Here is a 25,388-nt window from a genome sequence, read left to right on the forward strand (position 1 = left end):
TTATAATGAGTGACGCGATTAAACATGAATGTGGTATTTCGGTAATACGGTTGCTTAAACCGTTGGAGTATTACAAAGAGAAGTACGGTACGGCCTTTTACGGGGTAAACAAGATGTATCTAATGATGGAAAAGCAGCACAACCGTGGTCAAGATGGTGCGGGCTTTGCAAGTATCAAGTTAGATACAGCTCCAGGGGAACGTTACATGAGCAGGGTGCGGTCTATTGCTCAACAACCTATACAAGATATCTTTGCGCAAATAAACGATCGCATTAATACCACGTTACAAGAGCACCCGGAATATGTAGATGATGTTGTGGCTCAGAAAAAGAACATACCTTATATAGGAGAAGTGCTATTGGGTCACGTGCGCTACGGTACTTTTGGGAAAAACAGTATAGAGAGTGTACATCCTTTCTTGAGGCAGAACAACTGGATGCACCGTAATATTATTGTTGCGGGTAACTTTAACATGACCAATGTACATGAGCTGTTCGATAATTTAATTCAGATCGGACAGCACCCAAAGGAAATGGCGGATACGGTAACCGTAATGGAGAAAATAGGTCATTTTTTAGATGATGCCGTTGCCAAACTCTACAAGCAAATAAAAAAGGAAGGATATACCAAGCAGGAAGCTTCACCTATCATAGCGGAACGTCTTAAGGTTCATAAGATACTAAAAAGAGCTGCCAAAAATTGGGATGGTGGTTATGCCATGGCCGGTCTTTTGGGGCATGGAGATGCCTTTGTTCTTAGGGATCCAGCAGGTATTAGGCCTACGTATTATTATCAAGATGATGAGGTTGTGGTAGTTGCTTCTGAGCGGCCTGCTATACAAACGGTATTTAATGTGCCTTACGAAGAGGTCAAAGAACTTGATCCTGGTAGTGCAATTATCATTAAAAAGGATGGCTCATCGTCAATCAATCAAATTTTAGAGCCTACGGAAAGAAAGGCATGTTCGTTTGAACGTATTTATTTTTCAAGGGGAAGTGATAAAGAAATCTATCAAGAACGAAAGATGTTGGGAAGATTGGTTTTTCCACAAATTCTCGAGTCAATAGATTATGATATTAAGAACACGGTTTTCTCATACATACCTAACACTGCGGAAACTTCCTTTTTTGGAATGGTTAGGGAGGCACAAAACTATTTGAATAAGAGAAAAGAGGAGCAAATACTTTCTATTGGCTCAAAGATTACTAGTGAGGAGCTTCATGAAATTTTAGAGGTACGTCCAAGAATCGAAAAAGTAGCCATTAAAGATGCAAAGCTGCGTACCTTTATTACGCAAGACAGTAGCCGCGATGATTTGGTTACACATGTTTACGACATATCCTATGGTTCTGTAAAGAAGGGAGATAATCTGGTAATTATTGATGACAGTATCGTTAGGGGAACAACATTAAAAAAGAGTATCCTTAGGATATTGGACCGTTTATCGCCTAAAAAGATAATAGTTGTATCATCTGCACCACAAATTAGGTATCCGGATTGCTACGGTATTGATATGGCCAAATTAGAAGATTTTATTGCTTTTAGAGCGGCATTGGCCTTACATGAAGAACGTTTAACAATGAACGTTGTTGATGATATTTATGATAAATGTTTAGAGCAGGTAAGTAGCAAGGATAAGGATGTAGTGAATTACGTTAAAGAATTTTACGCACCTTTTACTCCAGAGGAAATATCCGCAAAAATTGGGGAGCTGCTTAGTCCGGAAGAGATTAAGGCCGAGGTAGAGATTATTTATCAAAGTGTGGAGGCGCTTCACGAAGCGTGTCCTAAGAATTTAGGTGACTGGTATTTTACCGGAGACTATCCTACCCCGGGTGGTAACCGAGTAGTAAATAAAGCCTTTATCAATTTTTACGAAGGCAAGAACGAACGTGCATACTAATTGGCTTTATCGGTGAAATGCACAAATAATGTATTTCATCGATAATATCCGCTACTTGGCGTTTTTTTAACCGCTTGGACGGAGGTCAGATTACATTTGAACTTGCCATAGCATAAGTAGGTTAAGTTCATGGTAAGATTTGGGGCAAAAAGGTGGAGTTTACTCCACCTTTTTATTTTCTACAAGTTTATGGGGCTACTTTTCTTCAGTTGTACGCTCCAATACAATATCAATTTTTAATTTGTTTAGACCTTAATGGTCTCCCTTTTTAAAGTTTCATCCCTTTAACCGATTTTTATACGCTTGGACAAAGATGTTTTTGTAGGGCTTAATGCGATTGTATCTTTGGAGGACCATAGCATAAGTAGGTTAAGTTCATGGTAAGATTTGGGGAAAAAGGCGGAGTCTAACTCCGCCTTTTTATTTTCTACACTTTCCTCTTTTCATCATAAAGGATTTCTTCAAAATAGGGTTATAAGTTTTCCAATTCCGCTAAAAATTTTAAAAGGTAGTATTTGTGTTGATTTTGCATTTCAACTAGAGTTTTGATCGTTAGTCCAAAACCTTTTTTTTAGGAGCCATGTAGCACTACATTTGGAGAACCATAGCATAAGTAGGTTAAGTTCATGGTAAGATTTGGGGAAAAAAGGTGGAGCTTCGCTCCGCCTTTTTTATTGTCTAAACCCTTGTAAACACTAGCCTTTATGGTGTGTTCAGGCGTTTTTATGAGCAATTGAGGTAAAAAAAAACCCTAAATATTTCTTTTTTATTTCCCACAATACCAGTATTTTAGTATCGCCATAGCATAAGTAGGTTAAGTTTATGGTAAGATTTGGGACGAAAAGGGTGGAGACTTCTCCGCCCTTTTCTATTTTTAAACCACAAGAAAAAACCCATCCTGAAACAAATCAGGATGGGTTTTTTGTAAATATAAATTCTATTAAAGTATGCTGTGTTTCTTATTTGTTGGCAGCATATAGTTCAGCTACTTTGTCCCAATTAATAACGTTGAAAAAAGCGTTGATGTAATCAGGTCTTTTATTTTGGTAGTTTAAGTAGTATGCATGCTCCCAAACATCTAGACCTAAAATAGGAAAACCGCTACAACCGGTATCCGGCATTAAAGGGTTATCTTGGTTTGGAGTAGAACATACTTCTACTTTTCCGCCTTTTTGTACACAAAGCCAAGCCCAGCCAGAACCAAAACGGGTTCCTGCAGCTCCGCTAAACTTTTCTTTAAAAGCGTCAAAAGAACCAAAAGCACTGTCAATAGCGTCAGCAAGTTCTCCTGAAGGTTTTCCGCCACCGTTAGGAGACATAATTTCCCAGAAAAGAGAGTGGTTGTAAAAACCGCCGCCATTATTTCTAACGGCACCGTTAGACATGTCTAGGTTTTCTAAGATATCTTCAATAGACTTGCCTTCCAATGCAGTTCCTTCAATAGCACCATTTAATTTGGTAGTATAACCATTGTGGTGTTTTGTATGGTGAATTTCCATTGTTCTAGCGTCAATATGTGGTTCTAATGCATCATATGCATAAGGTAATTTTGGTAGTTCAAAAGCCATTTTATATGTGTTTTTAGATTAAAATTTAGTGAAATCAAATTTACAGTTTTTAACATAGAAATTCACTAAATAATTTGTTAAGAACCTTTTTAGAATTAGTAATTTGCATAAAAAAGCACTTGCAACACAGCACTTTCAAAATATATAATGCCTCGGCAGGCTCTGGAAAGACACATACGTTAACCAAAGAATACCTTAAAATTGTTCTTTCCTCTGGCAATCGTTTTGGTAAAATTCTAGCTATCACATTTACCAATAAGGCGGTAAATGAAATGAAGCAGCGTATTTTGGAGAGTTTGTTCAAATTTGGGCAGGTAACTGATGAGGTTGGGGCGCCTCCTCTTTTTATTGATTTAATGCGCGAGTTGGGCATAGATGCAGATACACTTAGAAAACGAGCCCAACGCACCTTAAAGGAAATCCTGCACAACTATGCTTTTTTTGATATTTCTACCATTGATAAGTTTACCCATAGGTTAATACGAACCTTTGCCAAGGATCTAAAACTACCACAGAATTTTGAGGTTGTATTAGATACGGACCTATTATTGGACGAGGCCGTAGCAAAATTGGTGCATAAGGCTGGAACGGATAAACAGCTAACTCAGGTTTTGCTGGAATTTGCCCTAGAAAAAATAGATGATGATAAAAGTTGGGATATAGCGTATGACCTAGGTAATATTGGTAAGCTTCTTTTTAGGGAGAACCATGCCGAGCATCTCCAAAACTTGAGGGACAAGAACATTGAGGATTTTGTTGGCTTGAAAACAACCTTGAGGACCAGGATTAAGGCTACCCAAGAAAGTCTTGTTGGTTTTGCAGCCTTGGCCTTGCAATTGATAGAACAAAACGGACTTGAGTTTTCCGATTTTACAAGAGGGTACTTTCCAAAATTCATGGAAAAAATTTCAACGGGAGATTTGGCAATCGACTTTAACGCCGGATGGAAGCAAAATTTTGATGATACCATACTTTATAACAAATCTACCGCTGAGGCTACCAAGGCTACCCTAGATGAGCTACATCCCCAATTTTCCGAGATTTTTAATAAGATAAAGCACACTTTTTACGAACTAGCGTTTTTGAAAAATGCATATTCAAATCTAGTTCCCCTAACAGTTTTGAACGCTATACAGAGAGAGGTCAAAAGCTTACAGAACGAGCGGGACCAACTTTCAATAGCAGAATTCAACACCATTATATCCAAAGAAATAAAAAATCAACCTGCGCCCTTTATTTATGAGCGTTTGGGTGAAAAGTACCAACACTATTTTGTAGATGAATTTCAGGATACCTCTACATTACAATGGAACAATCTTATACCTCTTATTGGTCATGCCTTAGAGGGAGAGGACCTTCAGGGTAATAAAGGGTCTTTATTCTTGGTGGGCGATGCCAAACAGGCAATATATCGTTGGCGTGGCGGTAGGGCAGAGCAGTTCTTGGATTTGGTGAACAAGACGGTGAGTCCGTTTGCAATTCCCGCGCAAACAGAATCCCTGCCAACCAACTGGCGTAGCTATGATGAGGTCATTAAGTTCAATAACGACTTTTTTACGGCTACCAGTCCGTTTTTGAACGATGCTATGTACAATACCATGTTCGTAGATGGTAATCAACAAGGCTATAACTCCAAAAAAGGCGGCACCGTACAGCTTGCTTTTATTGAAAAGGTAGATGACAAGAGCAAGGACGAGCAGTATTGCGAGGAGGTTCTCAACACGATAGCTGAGGTGATCGATAAAAAATACGGCTACGAAGACATCTGTATTTTGGTGCGAGGGAACCGGCAAGGCGTAATGTTAGCAGATTTCCTCACACAGCAGAATATCCCTACTATATCTTCGGAGAGTCTTTTGTTGAGCAGTAGTGATAAAGTACGTTTTTTGGCCAATCTTATTGCCTATATAGGTAATCCGGGAAATTTGCAAATAGCTTATGACCTGTTGTCTTTTCTATCCGAAAGTAAAAATAACAGACATCAATATATATATGAAAATCTTAAAAGGGTAGACCAACTTTTTTTAAACGAATACAATCTTGATGTTAATGAGCTCAAACAACTGTCGGTCTATGATGGCTTGGAGAGGGTAATTCGCCAATGCCACTTGGTGGAGGGTTCTGATGCTTATATTACGTTTTTTATGGATTTTGTTCTTGATACCGAGCAGAAGGAAGGTACAGGAATTCAGGCCTTTTTGAATCTCTGGGAAAAGAAGAAGGGCAAGCTTAGTATTTCGGCACCCGACAATATTGATGCCGTGCGTATAATGACCGTGCATAAATCAAAAGGACTGGAATTCCCTATTGTTATTTTTCCGTTTGCCAATGAGCATATTTACAAACGGATGGATAAAAAAATATGGCTTCCGCTTAATGCCGATGCTTTTGATGGGTTTGAAGAAATTCTGGTCACTGAAAAAAAAGAAGTTGAGAATTATGGGGCCGAGGCTGCGCAGATTTATTTCGAAGAAGAACATAAAATGGAATTGGATGCCCTTAACCTATTATATGTGGCATTAACACGGGCAGAGAAAGCACTTTATGTAATAACGGAAAAAGACCTTTCAAAAGGACAGCATAAAACCGATTATTATTCCGGCCTGTTCATTGAGTATCTAAAAGGTAAGGGGTTATGGTCTGATGATGAACTGGTATATAATTTTGGAGTGTTGGAGGATGCCCCTACTGTTCACCAAACAAAGGAGCAACAGAAAATAGATTATAGTTATACGCATAAGGACCGGTCTAGTTTTAAAATATTGACCCGTTCGGGACTCCTGTGGGATACGGAAAGGGAGGCGGCCCTTTCAAAGGGAAATCTTATACATTATATATTAGGTTTTATAAATACGGAAGACAATATTGAACCTGCACTGCAGAAAGCGGTACAACAAGGGGAAATAGAAAACCAGGAATTAGATGAGGTCAGAAGCAGACTGCAACATGTGGTTAAGCACCCTAAACTTAACTCTTATTATAAGGATGGCTACACTTTTAAAAATGAAAAGGATATTATAACCGCCAAAGGTCAGATTTTGCGTCCGGATAGAGTAGTGTTAAAAGATAAGAAAGCAACACTTATAGATTATAAAACGGGAAAGACAAATCCCAAATACAAAGAACAGCTCTATTCCTATGCCGATGCCCTAACGGATATGGGCTATGTTGTAGAGAATAAAATCATTGTTTACATTAACGAAGAAGTAACACCAGAATTCATATAACTGTATGTACGGAAAAATAAAGCAACATTTAGAAAAAGAACTTGCAAGTATAAAGGAAGAAGGCCTTTATAAAAGCGAAAGGATAATTACATCGCCGCAAGGGGCTGAAATTAAAATTTCAACAGGAGAAGAAGTCATTAACTTCTGTGCCAATAATTATTTGGGGCTATCATCTCACCCGGAAGTAATACAAGCGGCAAAGGATACTTTGGACAGTCACGGATTTGGGATGTCATCCGTACGTTTTATTTGTGGTACCCAAGACATTCATAAAGAGCTTGAAAAGAAAATAGCCGATTTCTACGGTACGGAAGATACCATATTATATGCTGCTGCCTTTGATGCCAATGGTGGAGTTTTTGAACCTTTGTTAACTGCCGAAGATGCCATAATATCTGATTCGCTTAATCATGCTTCTATTATTGATGGGGTTAGATTATGTAAGGCGAAGCGCTACCGCTATGTGAATAGTGATATGCAGGATTTGGAAAAACAACTAAAACAGGCCAATGCAGATGATGCCCGTTTTAAAATCATTGTTACGGATGGTGTCTTCTCTATGGATGGGCTTGTTGCACCTTTGGATAAGATTTGTGATTTGGCCGAAAAGTATGATGCCATGGTCATGATAGATGAGTGTCATGCCACCGGGTTTATAGGTCCTACGGGAAAAGGTACGTTAGAGGAAAAGGATGTAATGGGCCGGATAGATATCATTACAGGTACTTTGGGCAAAGCTCTTGGAGGCGCCATGGGAGGGTATACCACAGGTAAAAAGGAAATTATTGAAATTTTGCGCCAACGTTCAAGGCCTTACCTATTCTCCAATTCCTTGGCGCCAGCTATAGTTGGGGCATCTATTAAGGTATTTGAACTTTTGGAAAACGATACCTCTTTGCGTGATAAGGTACAGGCAAATGCCACCTACTTTAAAAAGGGAATGATAGATGCTGGATTTGATATAATAGACGGAGAATCTGCCATTGTACCTGTAATGTTGTATGACGCTAAATTAGCGCAGGAAATGGCGAGCCGTTTGTTGGAAAAAGGAATTTATGTCATAGGGTTTTTCTACCCTGTAGTTCCTAAAGGGAAGGCAAGAATACGTGTTCAATTATCTGCTGCCCATGAAATCAGGCATTTAGACCGCGCAATAGGGGCTTTTATAGAGGTTGGGAAGGACTTAAAAATCGTTTAAATGCATTATTTACGGTATTAAATGCGTTAAAAAAAATAAGAAATTGATTTTGTTAATAATATTTAACAACTTACATTTGCAGCTAATAAACACTTAAACTTAAAAATTTTAACATGAAACATCTTAGCAAATTATTGGTTGTTGCTGTCCTTATTGTAGGCATCAATAACATACAAGCGCAAGACGAGAATAATCCATGGCAAGTACAGTTCGGAGTAAATGCCATAGATGTGTATCCGACAAGCGATGACAATTTCCCGACTCAGACTAGTTCTTTCGGTAATGAGCTTTTCAACGCTTCTGATCACTGGAATATTCTTCCTTCTATTTCTTATGTTGGTGTGTCTAGATCTGTAGGTGACGGTCTTTCTGTAGGCGTTAGAGGATCTTTGAACAAAATCAGTAAATTAGGAGATATAGGAGTTGACGATCTTTCGCACTACGCTTTAGATGGTACTATCAAATATAACTTCCTTGATCAAAAAGTTGTTGACCCGTTCGTAGAAATAGGTGGTGGTTACACTTGGGTTGATGAAATTGGTGCTGGTACTGTTAACGGTGGTGTTGGTGTAAACTTCTGGTTTACTGAAAACATCGGTCTTACTGTACAGACTACTTACAAGCACGCTTTTGAAGATTACGGTCGTAAGCACTGGCAACATTTAGCAGGTATCTCTGTTAAGTTTGGTGGTACTGATACTGACGGTGACGGTGTATATGACAAAGATGATGCTTGTCCAGAAGTTGCTGGTCTAGAAGCTTTCAATGGTTGTCCTGATGCAGACGGTGACGGAATCGAAGACAGCAAAGATGCTTGTCCTAACGAAGCTGGTTCTAAAGAAATGAACGGTTGTCCTGATGCTGACGGTGACGGTGTTGCTGATAAAGATGATAAATGTCCTAACGAAGCTGGATTGGCTAACTTAGCTGGTTGTCCTGATGCTGACGGTGACGGTGTTGCCGATGGTGACGATGAGTGTCCTAACGAAGCAGGTCCTGCTGAGAACAAAGGTTGCCCATGGCCTGATACTGATGGTGACGGTGTATTGGACAAAGATGATAAATGTCCAGATGTTGCAGGTACTGTAGCTAACGCTGGTTGTCCTGAAGTTACTGAAGAAGTACAGAAGCAATTGAATGACTACGCTAGAACTATCTTGTTCGATACAGGTAAGTCTTCTATCAAAGCTGAGTCTACTTCTGTAATGGTTGACATCATCACTATCTTAAAAGAGTACCCAACTGCTAAATTTACAGTAGAAGGTCACACAGATAGCGTTGGTAGCCAGAAATTGAACCAAAGCCTTTCTGAGTCAAGAGCACTTTCTGTAAAAGAGTTCTTAGTAGATAAGGGTATTGAAGAGTTCAGATTGTCTGCTATCGGTTACGGTGAAGACAAACCAATCGCTTCTAACAACACAAGAAGTGGTAGAAAAGAAAACAGAAGAGTTGAGATTAACTTAGTAAAGTAATTCTCCTCACTAAATAAGTTTAAAAGCCCTGACATTTGTCAGGGCTTTTTTTATTTTTGGCTATGCAGAGTTTTCTAGAAGAAGTAGTCAAAGAGGTTTGGGAAAAACACAGTTCGCACGAGCATATTGTTTTTGTGCTTCCAAGCAAGCGTGCAGGTACTTTCCTTAAAAATGCCATAGCAAAATCTGCTAACAGCACTTTTTTTGCACCTGAGATTTATAGTATAGAAACTTTTATTGAAAAGATTTCGGGTCTTTCCTATGCCAGTAACACGCAACAGCTGTTCATTTTATACAATACGTACCTAAAGGAAACTTCACAAGAGAAGGATAGTTTCTATAGTTTTTCTAACTGGGCACAAACTCTTTTACAGGATTTTAATGAGATAGACCGGTATTTGGTTGATGCCAAAAAGCTATTTTCCAATCTAGCGGCTATCCAAGAAGTAACCCATTGGTCGCTTCAAAAGGAGAAAACCAAAATGATGGAGGATTACCTCCGTTTTTGGAATAATCTAGAATCTTTGTACGACAGCTTCAACAATGCATTACTCAGCATAGGTTTAGGGCATCAGGGTTTGGTATACCGTAAGGCCCATTCGGAACTGGATGCATATTTAAAGGATAATCAAGAGAAATTTTTCGTTTTCATCGGCTTCAATGCGTTGAACACTGCGGAGACCAAAATTATTCAACATATTCTTGATCATGCCCCATCCGATATATATTGGGATATTGATTCGTACTTTCTAAATGACCCTGTTCATGATGCGGGATTCTTTCTAAGACAACATCTAAAAACTTGGCCTTACCTTAAAGAAAATGCCCTTAAAGGAGTTAGTTCCCACTATTTAGGGGATAAGCAGATCAATGTGGTAGGTGTACCAAAAAACGTTTCACAGGCCAAATATACCGCGTATTTACTTGAGCGTATTCATGCGGAAAAGGCTGTAGATTTAAAACGAACCGCTGTAGTATTGGGAGATGAATCATTGTTGAACCCCATTCTGAACTCCATACCCGAGTGTATCGAGAATGTGAACGTTACCATGGGGTATCCTTTGAACAAGATTCCTTTGGCCAGTTTGTTCGATCAATTTTTGAATCTATATATAAACAGAAATGATCAAGGATGGTTCTATCAGAATATACTAGCGTTTTTGGCGCACCCCTACGTACACGTACTTTTAGGAGGCGATAATCGGGGAAATGAACAATCTCTTGAGGAGGTCATAAAAAATAAGAATTGGGTCTATATTACTACGGAGCATATTAAACAGGCAGAGGGTAGTGTTGCCGTTGCCTCCAGGTTACTTTTTCATGAACATACCCCTACACCAAAGGAAATTCTAGAACATTGCTTACAGATAATAGCTGGGCTTAAGGACAAATTACATGATTCTAAAGATGCGTTGTCCTTAGAATATTTATATAGATACTTTAATTTGTTCAACCAGTTATCAGAGCTGGTAGGGAAGTATGATTTTATTACAGACCTAAAATCTTTGTTGGGCCTCTATCGCGAATTATTGTCTTCCGAGACCTTGGATTTTCAAGGTGAACCGTTGGAGGGGCTTCAGGTTATGGGGATGTTGGAAAGCCGCAATCTAGATTTTGAGACAGTAATTATTACATCGGTTAATGAAGGTATTCTTCCTTCCGGAAAATCTAATAATTCTTTTATTCCGTTCGATTTAAAAGTGCAGTTGGGGTTGCCTACATTTAAGGAGAAAGATGCGGTTTATACTTATCACTTTTATAGGCTATTGCAACGCGCAAAAAATATCTACATACTTTATAATACAGAACCAGATGTTTTGGAAGGTGGTGAGCGTAGTAGGCTTATAAACCAGCTGCTAACGGATGAGAACAGAGGCGCTATGATTAATGAAAGTGTAGCATCGCCCTCCATTTCACCTAAACACCACACTTTAGAATCTATTGAAAAGGACAATGGTTTAATTGAACTTATCAAGGCCCATGCGCTAAAAGGGTTTTCACCAACGTCTTTAAGTAACTATGTTCGTAACCCTATCGATTTTTATAAAAGAAATTTATTAGGAATAGATGATGTACTTGAGGTTGAGGAAACTATTGCTGCCAATACTTTTGGGACTATAGTACATGATACCCTAGAAGAGCTTTATACCCCTTTTATTGGAAAAATACTAAGCGAGGAAATATTGGTCCAAGCAAAAACCAGAGTTGCGGAATTGGTAAAAAAGCATTTTGCCAAGACCTATTTGGACGGCGATATTTCAAGAGGAAAAAACCTGATAGCCTTTAATGTGGTATTACGGTACATAGAAAATTTCATCAACCTAGAAATTGCAGATGTCAAAAAGCATCAAATAAAAATAGTAGGGTTAGAGGCCAATCTAAAAATTTCATTGGATATTCCGGAAGTGAGTTTTCCGGTAAATTTAAAAGGGAAGTTAGATAGAATAGATGAAGTAGATGGGGTCCTAAGAATCATTGATTATAAAACGGGAAGTGTTGATCGAGGTCAATTGGAAATTGTAGACGGTGTATCCATAACTTCAGACTATAAATTCAGTAAAGCTTTTCAACTGCTTTGCTACGCTACAATGTACGCTTCGGAACACCCTGAGGGGCTTATGGAAGCAGGAATCATATCGTTTAAAAAACTAAGTTCCGGTGTGTTAAAGTTTGCCACAAAGGATAAAGCGGGCAACGGCGCAAAAAAAGAAACAAAAATAGGGAAAGAAACCCTTTCCCTATTTTATACAGAGCTAACCGCCCTAATCACTGAAATTTGTAACATTCAAGTCCCCTTTACGGAGAAGGAAGTATAGCCTCCTAACTCATGGAAACTTTATTTTTTGTCCGGCCTAGTAGGTCTTACCTCAATTTTGCTTGGTAAGGTACGAGGGTTCATTTTTAATAAATCCAGAACAAGTTCTCCAATATCTTCGGGCTGTATTTTCCAGGCATCTTTTTCATCGAGCTCGTTACCTGCAAATTCCGTGGCCACAGAACCGGGCATAATGGTAGATACTTTTATATCATACTTTCGTAAATCCAACATGGCCGCTTGGGTAAATCCAACTACACCAAATTTGGTGGCATTGTAACCCGTACCCGATGCAAAGAAATTGGTGCCCGCTAAACTGGCCAAGGTTATGTAGTACCCTTTTGATTTCTTTAAAGCCTCAACCGAAGCTTTTAGCGTATGAAAAACACCACTTAGATTAGTGTCTATCATCTTGTGCCAAGCATCGTCCTCAAGTTCGTCTACAGGCGCAAAATATCCTACCCCCGCATTGGCCAAAACTACGTCTAACTGCCCCCATTGGTCCAATATCTTTTTAACGGCCGCTTTCTCGTCACTTATTTTAGAAACATCTGAGGCCAAAGCCAGCACCCGGTCTTGGGCATTAAGCTGTTTTGCGGCTTCTTGTACAGTGCTTAATGTTCGCCCGCTTATGGCTACTTTAGCTCCTGCCTCCAATAGTTTTACGGCAACACCGTAACCTATCCCTTTTGAGCCTCCTGTTATATAAACTACTTTATTCTTTAGGTCCATTTTGTTATTTTTTTATAAAAGTAATTCTCTTAAAAGATCAAAAAAATTTGGGAGCGTTATTCTTTTCTTAAATAAGAAGTTATCCGTTCTAAAATGGGGGTAAAATCATTCAGATGATACTATTTATGCAATTTTAACAAGCTAAATTGTTAATATTTGCATTGACTTTAGCGGTTGAGTGTTGATTCTATAATTTTTCTTGTCTATGCCAGAATAGAAACCTATTTTAGGGGTTTAAGGTTGTTTTTACCAACAACGGAAAATAGGTTCTTGTCTATAGGAATTAGTATAAGCCAGAAAAAACGATATAAAGTGAGCAAATTTTTAGATGATAATTTCTTACTGGAAAGTAAGCAGGCACAGTCGCTCTATCATGAGTATGCGGCTCAAATGCCTATCATAGATTACCATAACCACCTCCCGCCAAAAGATTTAGCGGAAAATCGGGTTTTTGGGAATATAACCAGTGCATGGATCAACGGCGACCATTATAAATGGAGGGCGATGAGAACTCTTGGTATAAATGAAAAATACATTACCGGAAATGCTTCCGATAAGGAAAAGTTCATGAAATGGGCCGAAGCTGTTCCGCATACCATGAGAAACCCTTTATACCATTGGACACATCTTGAACTTTCAAGATATTTTGGTATTACGGATACTTTAAGCGGAAAAAATGCTTCTGCAGTTTATGATGCTACCACAGAAATGCTACAATCTTCAGAATTTACTTCTAGGGGATTAATCAGCAAGATGAATGTAACTACACTCTGTACCACAGAGGATCCTACTGATACTTTGGAGTATCACCAACAATTGGCAAAAAGCGACTTTACGACTAAGGTAAGTACCGCATTTAGACCTGATAAGGCTATTTTAATTGAAAGCGAAACCTATAACGAATACATAGATAGTTTAGAGAAGGCTTCGGAGTCTGATATTACTACGTATGATGAGTTATGCGATGCATTGCGGAAACGTATCGAATTTTTTAATTCCAACGGCTGTTTCGTGTGCGACCACGGATTATCTCACCTATATGCAGAGGACTTTACGGAGGCCGAAGTAAAAATAATATTCAAGAAAAGAAGGGAAGGTGCGGAAATAAGCCCTAAAGAGGCCGTAAAATTTCAGAGTGCCATCTTATTATACCTATCGGAAACCTATCATGAATTTGGTTGGGTACAACAGTTTCATTTGGGTGCATTGCGTAATAACAATACAAGAATGTTATCTGAACTTGGCCCGGATACGGGTTGGGATTCCATTGGCGACTATACACAGGCCGAAAGCTTATCTAAATTTCTTGATACGCTAGACAGTAAAGATAAACTTACCAAAACCATATTGTATAATCTCAATCCGCGCGATAATGCCTTAATGGCAACTATGGCAGGTAATTTTAATGATGGTAGTGTAAAAGGAAAAGTCCAATGGGGTTCTGGATGGTGGTTTTTAGACCAAAAAGACGGTATGATCGACCAGATCAATACCCTTTCCAACATGGGGCTCATAAGCTGTTTTGTAGGTATGCTAACAGATTCAAGAAGTTTCCTTTCTTTTCCTAGACATGAGTATTTCCGTCGTATACTTTGCAATCTTTTCGGTAACGAAATGGCAAAAGGAGAATTGCCTAACGATATGGAATGGATAGGTGAAATGGTGCAAAATATCTGCTACAATAACGCTAAAGAGTACTTTGATCTCTAATTTGGTTATCCTATGAAATTAAATCTAAAATTTGTTTTTTTCTGTCTTGGAATACTCATGGTCAGTGGTTGTGGGGACCTTGGTGGCAACCGTACCATTCGCTTGGCACATGGCTTGGATGTAAACCACTCCGTACATAAGGCCATGGTTAAAATGGGCGAAGACCTAAAAGAAATTTCTGGAGGTAAGATGTTGTTGGAAATCTATCCCAATCAACAATTGGGTACCGAACGTCAATGTTTGGAACTGTTGCAAATAGGAAGTCTGGATATGACCAAGGTGTCTGTTGGAACTTTGGAAAACTTTGCGCCTAAAATGAAAGTGCTAGGTCTGCCCTTCCTTTTCAGGGATAGACAACATTCCTTTGATGTACTTGACGGTCCCATTGGTCAGGAATTGTTGAACGATGGCGAAAAATATTGGCTTAAAGGGCTAGGGTATTATGATGCGGGAAGCCGTAGTTTTTACACTAAAGATAGACCTGTTAACAATCCGGATGACCTAGAGGGATTAAAGATTAGGGTAATGGAGAGTGTCACGGCCATGGATATGGTTAAGGACCTTGGAGGTTCGCCTACTCCTATTTCTTGGGGAGAACTGTACACGGCATTACAACAGGGAGTTGTAGATGGGGCAGAGAACAACCCACCTAGTTTCTACTTGTCCAGACATTATGAAGTTTGCAAATTTTACACCTTGGACGAACACACCGTATTGCCGGATGTACTCTTGGCAGGCACACATTTGTGGGATAGCCTATCAGAAGAAGAGCAAGGTTGGTTAAAGAAAGCGGTTGATGGTTCTATTGGTTACCAGCGTAAATTATGGGCAGAATCCGAAGATGAAGCACTGGCCGAAGTTGAAAAAGCAGGTGTGGAAATCATAAGACCGGACAAAACACTCTTTTCGGAAAAAATAAAAGACTCGTTCAACAAATACAAGGATGACGAGGTCATTTATAAATTGATTCAAGAAATACAAGCAACCAAATAATATGAAATTAAGGAAAAGTATAGACAAAGCCTTGGCCTATTTTCTCGTTACGATAATGGGAGTTATGGTCTTAAATGTATTATGGCAGGTGTTCAGCAGGTTTTTATTGGGTTCACCAAGTTCATTTACAGATGAGTTGGCTAGATATCTAATGATTTGGGTTGGGATTTTAGGTGCCGCATACGTATCAGGTAAAAATCTTCACGTTGCAATTGATGTATTGCCAAAGCGTTTTAGTGAGGCTACACAAAAGAAATTACAATTAATAGTGCACTGGTTGGTCATTCTGTTTAGCCTTGGAGCATTGGTTATTGGCGGTTCTAGATTAGTTTACATTACGCACGTTCTGGATCAACATTCTCCTGCTTTACAAGTGCCGTTATCGCTGGTTTACCTAGTGATTCCCATTAGTGGCGTGCTTATCATCTATTATAAAATATCTGACCTTCTTAAAGACTAAGTATTATGGAGTATTTACCAATTTTAGTTTTGGTGCTAAGTTTTGTGGTTTTGTTGGCCATAGGAACCCCTGTTGCATGGAGTATCGCTATATCTTCCGTTCTTACCATGTTGGTTAGCATTCCCGTGTTACCGGCCTTTACTACGGTCTCTCAGCGTATAGGTACAGGTCTGGATAGTTTTGCACTATTGGCCATACCCTTATTTATACTTTCGGGAGAACTTATGAATAAAGGGGGTATTGCACATAGGTTAATTGCTTTTGCAAAAACCTTGGTAGGCGCTTTGCCCGGTGGGCTGGCATTGATCAATATTGTTTCTGCCATGCTTATGGGCGCCATTGCTGGTTCATCCATGGCGGCAGCCTCTGCCATGGGAAGTATTTTGGGGCCTGAAATGGAGCGAGAAGGATACTCTAGGGAGTTTGGTGCGGCCGTAAATATAACTGCGGCTACTACAGGTCTCGTTATTCCACCAAGTAATGTACTTATTGTCTATTCTTTAGCAAGTGGTGGGGCCTCTATTGCCGCATTGTTCTTAGCTGGATATATTCCCGGTATTTTAACGGGACTCTTTCTTATGATAGTGGCTTCATTTTGGGCAAAGAAAAAAGGCTATAAAGTAGGAAAACGTAGTTCTTTTAAAGAGATTTTTAGAACCCTTGTTGATGCTTTGCCAAGTTTGTTCATGCTTGTAGTGGTCATAGGTGGTATTGTAATTGGGGTTTTTACTGCAACGGAAGCTTCGGCCATAGCCGTACTATATAGTTTGCTGTTGGGCTTTTTCTACAAGGAAATATCATTTGACAGGCTCCCTAAAATTCTTTTGGACTCCGCTTCAACAACGGCTATTGTTATGTTACTGATTGGTGCTTCCATGAGTATGTCTTGGGCTTTATCTTACGAGAATATTCCGCAAGAAATCAGCTCTGGGCTTTTGGGGATTAGCGATAACAAAATTGTTATACTACTTATCATAAACCTACTATTATTGTTTGTAGGTATTTTTATGGATATGACGCCTGCCGTACTGATTTTTACACCTATATTTTTGCCGGTAGTAACCAAATTGGGCCTAGACCCGGTACATTTTGGAATCATTATGGTACTTAACCTTTGTATAGGGCTTTGTACGCCGCCAGTGGGCTCGGTTCTCTTTGTTGGGGTAGGTATTGCCAACACCACTATAGAAAAAGTGATAAAACCGCTGTTTCCACTTTTTATAGCCATGATAATTGCACTGTTTCTTGTGACTTACATTCCGCAACTTAGTTTATGGTTGCCAAGTTTGTTTGATTTATAGAAACTAGAAAGGTTCCAAAACTGGCAATTGCGAAGAGGGTTTTTAGAAAATGAGCTTGGCAATTGTTAGTTTTTTTATGGGATTTATTCAAGAACAACAGAATTATAACGGCTTAACACAACGGTAATAAACCCCTAAAGTTAAGGTCATGACAGATAAGTGATTAAAGGGCATCTTTGCCCCGCGATATCCGGCATACGTTCTTATTTGAATTAGCTTGAATAGAATTTAACCGATGGGGACATCGGTTTTTTTGGATTCGGACGGTACTGATTCTTTCTTGTCCTTCAAAAAATTACTGTACCACATGCCTGAAGCTTTAATGGTGCGTTTTAGAGTTGTAAAATCAATATGCACCAAACCAAACCTGGGATAATAGCCCTCTGCCCATTCAAAGTTATCGGTAAAGGTCCATACAAAATACCCGGATATTTTTAGTCCTTCGGTCTGTGCCCTATGAACCTGTTTCAGGTAGTTTTGTAAATATGAAGTTCGTTCTTTATCATTTATACGTTCACCTTCTAAAGTGTCTTCAAAAGCAGCCCCGTTTTCGGTAATAAATACCTTTTTAACTCCTTTATAACCGTTGAATTTTTTCAGCATCTCATAAATACTTGGGGGATAAACTTCCCAATCCATTAATGTGGTCTGAACATTTCTTTCCGGTGCCTTTACAATTTTCGCCCTTAAATAAGGTACGGTATAACTGTGCCTAACAACTTCTCTGGTATAATTTTGAATACCGATAAAATCAAACTCAAAAATACTGTTTTGAGCGTCTTCCGGTCTTTGGTATTTTTTTAGTTTCCTGAGAACGGGAATACTTTCATCCGGATAACCCAATCCCAGACTGGGCTCGATAAAAAGGCGGTTCAGAAGAGCATCGGCCTTGTCCGCTGCTTTTACGTCCTTTCTACTATGGGACCGAGGAGAAATCTGTGAGCAGGAAAAAGTGGTTCCTATGAAGGCGTTGGGTACCATCTTACGAAGTAACCGCCCACCCAGAGCTTGACATAGTACGGCATGGTGAATGGCAGGCAGAAAGTTTTTGAGTCCCTTTTTACCAGGAGCATGTACCCCTAAAAAGTAACCTGCTCCGGTAAATACCATTGGCTCGTTTAGAACCATCCAATTTTTTACCCGATCACCAAACGCGTTGGCACAAATAGTCACATAATGTTCAAACCAGTCCAAGATTTTTCTATTGGCCCAACCTCCCAATTGTTCTAAATTTTGGGGCAGATCCCAATGGTATAGAGTTACCCAAGGCGTAATGCCGCATTTAAGGCAAAAACTGATTACATCATTATAGAATGCTATTCCTTTTTGGTTTACTTCACCGGTACCGTCCGGAAGAATTCTCGTCCATGATATTGAAAACCTGTAGTGTTCAATATTCATGGATTTCATTAAAAGGATATCATCTTTATATCTATGGTAGAAATCGCAGGTTATTTCTGCATGTTGATTTTCATAAATGGTACCTTTTTTAGTGACAAATTCGTCCCAAATAGACTTTCCTTTTCCATCTGCTGTATGGGCTCCCTCAATTTGGTAAGCTGCTGTGGATACGCCCCAAACAAAATCTTCTCCAAAATCATCAGGTTGCAAGTCAAAAGCTGATTGCGCACTCGTATTCGCCATTTAAAATTATTTGCCGGTGTAAGTAAATAATGATTCTTCCAAAACGGATTCAATTATCTCATCTGTAGTATCTGGGTAGTGCACATCTAGCTTGGTATTGGTATCTATCCAAGATTTAATTTTATCCAGATGCTTCAGTTTTAAAGATTTAACAACAGGAACTCCCATTTCCTTTAATGCCGCTGCATTACACTGCTGTTCATATTGGCCTTTCATAGGAATTACCAATAATTTTTTTTGCATGTGTAAAGCTTCTGCCGGCGTTTCAAAACCGGCGCCGCAAAGGACTCCTTTGCTATTTGCCATGCTGTTTACAAAAGCTTCATTGGTTATTGGGCTAATGGTAATATTATTGGAAAATATCTCTTTCTGGTTGTGCTTAGAGAACACTTGCCATTTAACATCCTTTATTTGCGATAGCATTTTGAGCAATTTTTCATCGCTATAGGAGGGCAGGTACACTGTATAATGTTCGCCCAAAGTTCTTGTGGTAGACCTTATGTCCTGTCTAATAATGGGAGTAAAGATTCTATCATCATATGCTTTAAAGTGAAATCCGTACTGTGTAGTAGAGGGTGCATATTTCTCAAGAATGAGCTTTCCTAAGTGGTCTTTTTGTTTTGGTTTTGGTGCGTGACGCGATAAGACCGCCGCTTGATGGCTAAGGGCTATACAGGGCAGGTTTTTTGCTTTACACGCCCATGCGGAAATGGGTTCAAAATCATTAATGACCAAATCATACGCCGCAACCGGAACGCTTTTAATTTCTTTTTTTATTCTAGCCGAGTTGGTTTTGGCATAGGTACGCCACATATCTACACCCCCTTTTTTTCCAAAAATAAAACTCCATCCGCTCAATTGGTATTTAACGGGGTAGGGTAGTTTAATATCCGCTTGGGTACCACTTACCAGTAAATCTAGCTCAATGTTGTTTTTTTGTAGGGATGGTATAATATCCCGGGCTCTACTTAAATGCCCGTTTCCAGTACCTTGTATCGCATAGAGTACTTTCATCTACTGTTCTTTTTTGGGGTTGGTCATTTTTTTACTTTTGAGGCTACCATGTCATTAAACTCGGACATTAGGCTTTGAAAAAGTTCTTTTTTCTCCAGCATTTCAACATGGTCATTGCTATCCGAGTTGTACGCCTGTATGTACAAATCGTCTTCATATTTATAGAGCTTCCATTCTCCATGGGAATATTCAAGCGCGGTAAGGTTTTCTATCCAATCACCGGAATTCAGGTACATTACCTTGCCGTTATCCGTTTCTATAGATTTAATCTCAGGTTGATGGATATGTCCGCATATTACATAATCAAATTCATTCTCTATGGCAATATCCGCAGCGGTCTGCTCAAAGTTGTTAATGAACTTTACGGCAGATTTTACACTGTTCTTTATTTTCTTGGACATGGAAACAGGTCCCTTTCCCAATTTTTTGTAGCAAAAGTTTACCGCACTGTTAATAAGAATAAGGGTGTCATAACCAATGGCGCCTAGTTTGGCCAACCATTTGGAATGTTGCATGGTAACATCAAAAACATCCCCATGAAAGATCCAAGCTTTTCTGCCATGAACGTTTAGTACCAACTTGTTTACTATACTAAAAGAACCTAGTTTAAAGCCGGAAAATTTACGCATCATTTCATCATGGTTACCGGTAATGTAATGCACTTTTACGCCTTTGGTAATCCATTCCATTAGCAGTTTTACCACTTTCATGTGCGATTTTGGCCAGTATCGTTTGTTAAACTGCCATATATCAACAATATCACCGTTCAATACTACTTGCTTAGGGTTTATGGATTTTAGATACTTAATCAATTCCTTGGCTTGACATCCATAAGTTCCAAGGTGTATGTCCGAAATGACAACAATATCTACGGGTCTTTTTTTCATTGTATGGAGGGGTAGCTACGCTTTCTTATTTTCTTGAATTTTAAGGGCGAAAAGTAGCTTCTAAGTTGTGAGATTAGAAGGTTTACCACAAGGGTGGACAAGTATACTAGAACTATTTTCATATAGAGAAAACAAGTTTGGATAAAGATTGGTCTTTTAGTTTACTCGTTCGTAAACTATAGATTAACAATTTGTTAGCTAATCTTTACATTTAGAGCAGCACTTTTTTGAGCATAAAAAAAACCGGTGCTGAGACGTGCACCGGTTTTACTAAACTAACTCAAACTAGATTAACTCAAATAATCACAGCGCAAAATTCGTTTAAAGTGGCTGTTGTAGAGTTAACTTAATATCAAGCTATCATTATATAAACTATAGATTCATTTTTTTTCTAAGGATAGTGGTTTTCCCGGCATGCTATTAGGTTCATTTTTTAAGCTCAAGACCTTTAAAATAGTTGGGGCAATTTGGTTGCTATATAGTTGTTTCGGTGTTGAAACTTCGCCTTGGGCATCAATACCTTTTCCAAATAGAATCATCCATACCTGTCCGGCACCTTTTATGTCTTCACCATGACTTTTCCAAGTTTCCAAAGGTTGGGTTCCACGGCCATGATCGGTAGTAATTATAAAGAGGGTCCGGTCTTTGTAAAAGGGGTCTTGCTGTGTAAAATCGTACAAATCCTTTAGTAAGGCATCTGTGTTATGGGCAGATTTTAAATAGGCCTGATAGTCGCCATCGTGTGCAAAATCGTCGGTTTCACCGTAGGCAATGTAAGTTAATTCAGGATGGTTTTTCTTCATATGCTCAATAGCATAGTGGTGTGTAAAGGCATCCAGACGAACCGTTCCCCAAGGGCTGGGTACTCTTGGTTGTAGCTCGTTCAGGAATCTTTCTCGTTCGCTAAGGTCTTTCCCTTTGGCAATTTCAAATCCGCCATTTACGGGTACGCCCGAGCGTTCCTCATTTACGATAAAAGGAAAAACATCCCAGCTACCAAAAGCTGCGACCTTGTTTTTATACCGCACATCAGAATTAGCCATTTCAAGAACGGTAGTGTTGGGGTTGGGTATTTTATCGTTACTATCTATACGGGAATCATCTGCTTTACCCGTCAATATTTCATTATAACCGGGGTATGAGAACCACATTTTATTGGTGAGGTCTACCTTGCTCCCCAATTCTCGGTTACCGTGAATTTGTCCCATCTCCGATATGGAATTCCAAACAAAGGGCATTAAGGCCTTTCTTCTTTCCTGTGGCGAGGGTTTCCAAAATAGATTTTTCAATGCCGTGGTATCATGAACATAGGTAGGGTTGGATACCAAAAGCGGGTCCGCTCCTGAAAAGAGCTCTTGCCATCGCAACCCGTCCAAAGTTATCAGAACCACTTTAGTATCGTTCTCTTGGGCGTTGTTTTTTACAAAAAAAAGAAGTACAAGAATACAGAGTGTCAACTTTTTCATGGGTTTTTGGTTTTAAAAGTTTGAGTGTTGGACCAGTTGCTCCAATTCAGGTGCTGATCGCGGTAGCGAACGCGCCAATAGTACGTGGTGTTTGGTTCCAGTCTCTTGGAAGGCTCATCCGTTAAGTCATCTCCTTCCTGTCTGTTTTCAAGATAGTACCAATTTTCCGATTGTTTCCAACGGTCTAGGACTAGTTTTGAAAAATCAGGTTGCGTAGCTATTTGCCAATGTGCGGCCGCATGGTATGCCCCGTTAAAGGAACTGCTAAACTTTCCCGCTTTTAATGTAGTTCCCGTAAAGGGGATGTTTTCTCCTTTTGGGGAAATGGCTTGTGGCGCATCGGGTTTGTGACTCTTTGCGTAAATGGTGATTTCGTCTGTCTTTTCATTGGATTTAAACTGGTTCTCGTTGCCCCTGCTTATTCGTTTTAAAGTGAATTTAGGATTGCCTTCGGTGGCGTCTACCTCTACCATCACAAATCCGTATTCATCTTGGGTTACGGTAAATTCGTCATAATCACGACCTTCAAACTCGCCCCAATTATCAATAGCTCCACCGGCCGAAGCTACATTGACCCATAGGTGTTTATGGTCTTTGGATTGCCCCCTGGAATAGCCATGTGTATGACCAAAAAAATGAAGACTGGGTTTGCCGGTTTCCGTAGTGAAATTTTCAAGGAGTTTAACAACTTTTCCTGTAGATTCTTCCTCTCCGGGTATCCACAATTCCGATTTATGCGGATGGTGCAATTGTGCGAACACAAAGTCTATATCCGGATTGTTGGCCGTTTCTGCCAGGACCTCTTTCAACCAAGTATATTGTTGTTCTATGTCTCGGTAACCCTCATTAGAATTGAGACCTATGATGCGCGTATTTCCATAGTCTTTGTACCACCAATGCTCCGCATAAGCGGGAGTTCCGTTTTTGGGCAGACTGAAGTATTTAAAATAATAGGCCGAATTCTTTTCGTGGTTACCCAGCACTGGATAGACGGGAACTTCCGCAAACAGATTTTGTGCGGGGTCAAAAAAATCATCTTTCCACTGGTCGTATTTCGTGCCGTTTTCTACTAGGTCTCCAGGTACTAAAACCAAGGCAAGATTATCTGGAAGTGTTTGGCCGTACGTTGTTTTAAGGTAAGGTAAAATCCCTTCATTTACGATTTCGGAAAACTTATTGGGGTTCTGGTGGTCTTTTTGCATATCGCTCATGGCGAGCATATTGAACGATTGATTATCGCTCGAAAAAGGAGGTGTCTTAAACTGAAAAATATCGGAGACCACATTACCTGTACGTACGCGGTAAAAATAGGTGGTAAACCTTTTCAGGTTTTCTATCTGGACTTCGTGAATTCTAGAATGGGTAAAGTTGATATCGTAAGCGATGCCTTTTGTCTTTTTGCCCAGTTTCTGTGTCGTGCCCCACTCTACGATACTCTCTTCGCCACTAGAGGTTTGCCATAATACTTTAATGGAATTAGGAGTGGCATCTTGTAAGTATGGGTGTACCAATAAAGAAGGTTGGTCTTTTTGCCCGTTCACTAGTGAAAAGAGCATAAGGTTAAGCAGGAGTAAAAGGTGTTTGTTTTTCATTTTCAGTTGGTTTCAAGGTTTAACGAAGTAAGGGAATTATCTAGAATTTGCACGGCTTCTTTTAACGTATCCTCAGAAATGGTGAGCACCGGTGCAAGTTGGAGAACATTGCCAGCGGAGACCTTAAAGCTAAGTCCGTTTTTTAAGCACTCGTACATTACTTTTTCGGCTTCGTCAATTGCTTTTTCTTTAGTTTTTTGGTCTTTTACCAGTTCAATTCCCCATAAAAGCCCTAGACCTCTAATATCACCTATAATTGAATGCTTTTGTTTTAGGCGATTCATTTCTTGGTGCATGATTCGCTCAAGATTTTTGATTTTATCCAGGCGAAGTTCCTCTTCAATAATTTCTAGGGTAGTCAATGCGGCTATAGCTCCAAGCGGACTCTTTTCATGGGTGTAGTGACCCAAAGAAATATCACTGAAATTATTATAGGAATCACGTGTAACGATAGCTGCTTGTGGAAAAATTCCACCTCCCAAACCTTTTCCCAGACAAAGGATATCCGGTTCTATATCGTAATGTTCAAAAGCGAACATTTTTCCGGTACGGCCCATGGCTATAGGAATTTCATCTAAGATTAGTAGCACGCCATATTGATTACAGAGGCGTCTGGCCTCTTTCCAAAAGGTTTTTGAGGGAAGTTGTACATCCGTATTTCTTACGGTCTCTGCCAAAAAGGCGCCAATATCCCCTTCTTTTGCGAATACATATTCTAAATACTCCAGACATTTAGATTCGTTGCCTTCGTAAATGCCGCGGTAGGTAACAGGCGGCGGAATGCGTTCTACTCCGGGCATCATGGGCCCCATGTGTTCTCTAAAAACAGATTCACCACCTACACTTATAGCATCTAATGAGGCGCCGTGAAAGGAATCCCAAAATGAAACTACCTTGAATTTACCAGTGACCGCCCGTGCCAGTTTAAGGGCGATGCCAATGGCGGCGCTACCATTGGGGGTCATAAGTGTTCGGTTTAAATCTGATGGTAAGAGCGAGGCCAGTTTCTCGGCAAAATTAATGGCTGCTTCGTTGGTGTACCGGCGCGTAGAAAAGGTAAGCGATTGTAATTGCTCGGTAAGGCGCTGTACCAATATTGGATGCGAAAAACCCAATTGATGCACGTTATTGCCATGAAAATCAAGATACTTTTTCCCCGATAGGTTTTCGATATAAGGTCCCTCACAGTTTTTAAGTACGTCTAGACAGGGAGAGGATAGGGCTTGATGAAAAAAATAACGGGCATCTTTTTCAAGAAGGGCCTTTGTGCTTTCATCTACCTCATGGTCTAACCAAGCTTGTCTGGCGGGGGTGTAGTTAATATCGCCCTCAGTTCTTTTGTTGGATTTGATTTTTTTATTTGGATGCATAAAGACTTTGTTCCCAAGAGTAGGGTTTGGTACTA

Annotated in this window: 17 protein-coding genes; 9 read left to right on the plus strand and 8 right to left on the minus strand. The window is 39.6% G+C overall.

From position 1 onward, the window contains the following. Positions 1-5: 5 nt before the first annotated feature. Positions 6-1,904 carry an amidophosphoribosyltransferase gene (locus KO513_RS11805; protein WP_215913537.1) on the plus strand — a complete coding sequence of 633 codons (1,899 nt, stop codon included), beginning with the start codon at positions 6-8 and terminating at the stop codon, positions 1,902-1,904. A gap of 959 nt (positions 1,905-2,863) precedes the next feature. On the opposite strand, the gene KO513_RS11810 is transcribed toward KO513_RS11805, so the two are convergent. Continuing rightward, positions 2,864-3,472: a superoxide dismutase gene (locus KO513_RS11810; protein WP_215437030.1), complete on the minus strand. Its 609-nt coding sequence runs from the start codon at positions 3,470-3,472 to the stop codon at positions 2,864-2,866. Between the two features lie 119 nt (positions 3,473-3,591). Between KO513_RS11810 and KO513_RS11815 the strand changes: the two genes are divergently transcribed. From KO513_RS11815 to KO513_RS11830, 4 genes are all read left to right on the plus strand, one after another. Then, positions 3,592-6,699: a UvrD-helicase domain-containing protein gene (locus tag KO513_RS11815; protein ID WP_215913538.1), complete on the plus strand. Its 3,108-nt coding sequence runs from the start codon at positions 3,592-3,594 to the stop codon at positions 6,697-6,699. Positions 6,700-6,703: 4 nt separating this feature from the next. Next, positions 6,704-7,897, plus strand: coding sequence for a glycine C-acetyltransferase (kbl, locus tag KO513_RS11820; protein WP_215913539.1), 1,194 nt, complete (start codon positions 6,704-6,706; stop codon positions 7,895-7,897). 113 nt (positions 7,898-8,010) lie between these two features. Further along, a complete protein-coding gene (locus KO513_RS11825) occupies positions 8,011-9,369 on the plus strand; it encodes an OmpA family protein (protein WP_215437037.1) in 1,359 nt (452 codons plus the stop codon). Positions 9,370-9,431: 62 nt separating this feature from the next. Continuing rightward, positions 9,432-12,185, plus strand: a complete 2,754-nt coding sequence (locus KO513_RS11830) for a PD-(D/E)XK nuclease family protein (RefSeq protein ID WP_215913540.1) — start codon at positions 9,432-9,434, stop codon at positions 12,183-12,185. A gap of 20 nt (positions 12,186-12,205) precedes the next feature. Here KO513_RS11830 and KO513_RS11835 read toward each other — a convergent pair whose 3' ends face one another. Next, on the minus strand, positions 12,206-12,916 hold the full coding sequence (locus KO513_RS11835) for an SDR family oxidoreductase (RefSeq protein WP_215913541.1): 711 nt from the start codon (positions 12,914-12,916) through the stop codon (positions 12,206-12,208). Between the two features lie 312 nt (positions 12,917-13,228). Here KO513_RS11835 and uxaC point away from each other — a divergent pair, with 312 nt between their 5' ends. The 4 genes from uxaC to KO513_RS11855 are packed head-to-tail and all read left to right on the plus strand — an operon-like array spanning position 13,229 to position 17,380. Then, positions 13,229-14,626, plus strand: coding sequence for a glucuronate isomerase (uxaC, locus tag KO513_RS11840; protein WP_215913542.1), 1,398 nt, complete (start codon positions 13,229-13,231; stop codon positions 14,624-14,626). A gap of 12 nt (positions 14,627-14,638) precedes the next feature. After that, complete coding sequence (locus KO513_RS11845) at positions 14,639-15,619, plus strand: TRAP transporter substrate-binding protein (protein ID WP_215913543.1); 981 nt, start codon at positions 14,639-14,641, stop codon at positions 15,617-15,619. Position 15,620: 1 nt separating this feature from the next. Continuing rightward, on the plus strand, positions 15,621-16,079 hold the full coding sequence (locus KO513_RS11850) for a TRAP transporter small permease (protein WP_215913544.1): 459 nt from the start codon (positions 15,621-15,623) through the stop codon (positions 16,077-16,079). A gap of 5 nt (positions 16,080-16,084) precedes the next feature. Further along, positions 16,085-17,380, plus strand: coding sequence for a TRAP transporter large permease (locus KO513_RS11855; RefSeq protein WP_215437051.1), 1,296 nt, complete (start codon positions 16,085-16,087; stop codon positions 17,378-17,380). Between the two features lie 228 nt (positions 17,381-17,608). On the opposite strand, the gene KO513_RS11860 is transcribed toward KO513_RS11855, so the two are convergent. From KO513_RS11860 to pbfA, 6 genes are all read right to left on the minus strand, one after another. Further along, positions 17,609-19,024 carry a GH1 family beta-glucosidase gene (locus KO513_RS11860; RefSeq protein ID WP_215913545.1) on the minus strand — a complete coding sequence of 472 codons (1,416 nt, stop codon included), beginning with the start codon at positions 19,022-19,024 and terminating at the stop codon, positions 17,609-17,611. A gap of 6 nt (positions 19,025-19,030) precedes the next feature. Next, positions 19,031-20,038 (minus strand): glycosyltransferase family protein, encoded by a 1,008-nt coding sequence (locus KO513_RS11865; RefSeq protein ID WP_215913546.1) that lies wholly within the window; start codon positions 20,036-20,038, stop codon positions 19,031-19,033. 23 nt (positions 20,039-20,061) lie between these two features. Continuing rightward, entirely contained in the window at positions 20,062-20,925 is an 864-nt protein-coding gene (locus KO513_RS11870; protein WP_215437059.1) for a UDP-2,3-diacylglucosamine diphosphatase, read from the minus strand. Between the two features lie 380 nt (positions 20,926-21,305). Then, positions 21,306-22,391, minus strand: a complete 1,086-nt coding sequence (locus KO513_RS11875) for a sulfatase-like hydrolase/transferase (protein WP_215913547.1) — start codon at positions 22,389-22,391, stop codon at positions 21,306-21,308. After that, complete coding sequence (locus KO513_RS11880) at positions 22,388-23,983, minus strand: fibronectin type III domain-containing protein (protein ID WP_215913548.1); 1,596 nt, start codon at positions 23,981-23,983, stop codon at positions 22,388-22,390. The genes KO513_RS11875 and KO513_RS11880 overlap by 4 nt, the downstream gene beginning before the upstream one ends. A gap of 2 nt (positions 23,984-23,985) precedes the next feature. Beyond that, positions 23,986-25,353 (minus strand): (R)-1-hydroxy-2-aminoethylphosphonate ammonia-lyase, encoded by a 1,368-nt coding sequence (pbfA, locus tag KO513_RS11885; protein ID WP_215913549.1) that lies wholly within the window; start codon positions 25,351-25,353, stop codon positions 23,986-23,988. Between the last annotated feature and the right edge of the window lie 35 nt (positions 25,354-25,388).

Source organism: Zobellia sp. B3R18 (assembly GCF_018860715.1).
Lineage (GTDB): Bacteria > Bacteroidota > Bacteroidia > Flavobacteriales > Flavobacteriaceae > Zobellia > Zobellia russellii.

Excerpts from the sequence above, each read along its gene's own strand:
- KO513_RS11830 (WP_215913540.1), top strand. The coding sequence starts at position 9,432 with ATGCAGAGTTTTCTAGAAGAAGTAGTCAAAGAGGTTTGGGAAAAACAC.
- KO513_RS11860 (WP_215913545.1), bottom strand. The coding sequence starts at position 19,024 with ATGGCGAATACGAGTGCGCAATCAGCTTTTGACTTGCAACCTGATGAT.
- KO513_RS11805 (WP_215913537.1), top strand. The coding sequence starts at position 6 with ATGAGTGACGCGATTAAACATGAATGTGGTATTTCGGTAATACGGTTG.
- KO513_RS11835 (WP_215913541.1), bottom strand. The coding sequence starts at position 12,916 with ATGGACCTAAAGAATAAAGTAGTTTATATAACAGGAGGCTCAAAAGGG.
- KO513_RS11870 (WP_215437059.1), bottom strand. The coding sequence starts at position 20,925 with ATGAAAAAAAGACCCGTAGATATTGTTGTCATTTCGGACATACACCTT.
- KO513_RS11825 (WP_215437037.1), top strand. The coding sequence starts at position 8,011 with ATGAAACATCTTAGCAAATTATTGGTTGTTGCTGTCCTTATTGTAGGC.
- pbfA (WP_215913549.1), bottom strand. The coding sequence starts at position 25,353 with ATGCATCCAAATAAAAAAATCAAATCCAACAAAAGAACTGAGGGCGAT.
- kbl (WP_215913539.1), top strand. The coding sequence starts at position 6,704 with ATGTACGGAAAAATAAAGCAACATTTAGAAAAAGAACTTGCAAGTATA.
- KO513_RS11875 (WP_215913547.1), bottom strand. The coding sequence starts at position 22,391 with ATGAAAAAGTTGACACTCTGTATTCTTGTACTTCTTTTTTTTGTAAAA.
- KO513_RS11880 (WP_215913548.1), bottom strand. The coding sequence starts at position 23,983 with ATGAAAAACAAACACCTTTTACTCCTGCTTAACCTTATGCTCTTTTCA.
- KO513_RS11810 (WP_215437030.1), bottom strand. The coding sequence starts at position 3,472 with ATGGCTTTTGAACTACCAAAATTACCTTATGCATATGATGCATTAGAA.
- KO513_RS11865 (WP_215913546.1), bottom strand. The coding sequence starts at position 20,038 with ATGAAAGTACTCTATGCGATACAAGGTACTGGAAACGGGCATTTAAGT.
- KO513_RS11850 (WP_215913544.1), top strand. The coding sequence starts at position 15,621 with ATGAAATTAAGGAAAAGTATAGACAAAGCCTTGGCCTATTTTCTCGTT.
- KO513_RS11855 (WP_215437051.1), top strand. The coding sequence starts at position 16,085 with ATGGAGTATTTACCAATTTTAGTTTTGGTGCTAAGTTTTGTGGTTTTG.
- KO513_RS11845 (WP_215913543.1), top strand. The coding sequence starts at position 14,639 with ATGAAATTAAATCTAAAATTTGTTTTTTTCTGTCTTGGAATACTCATG.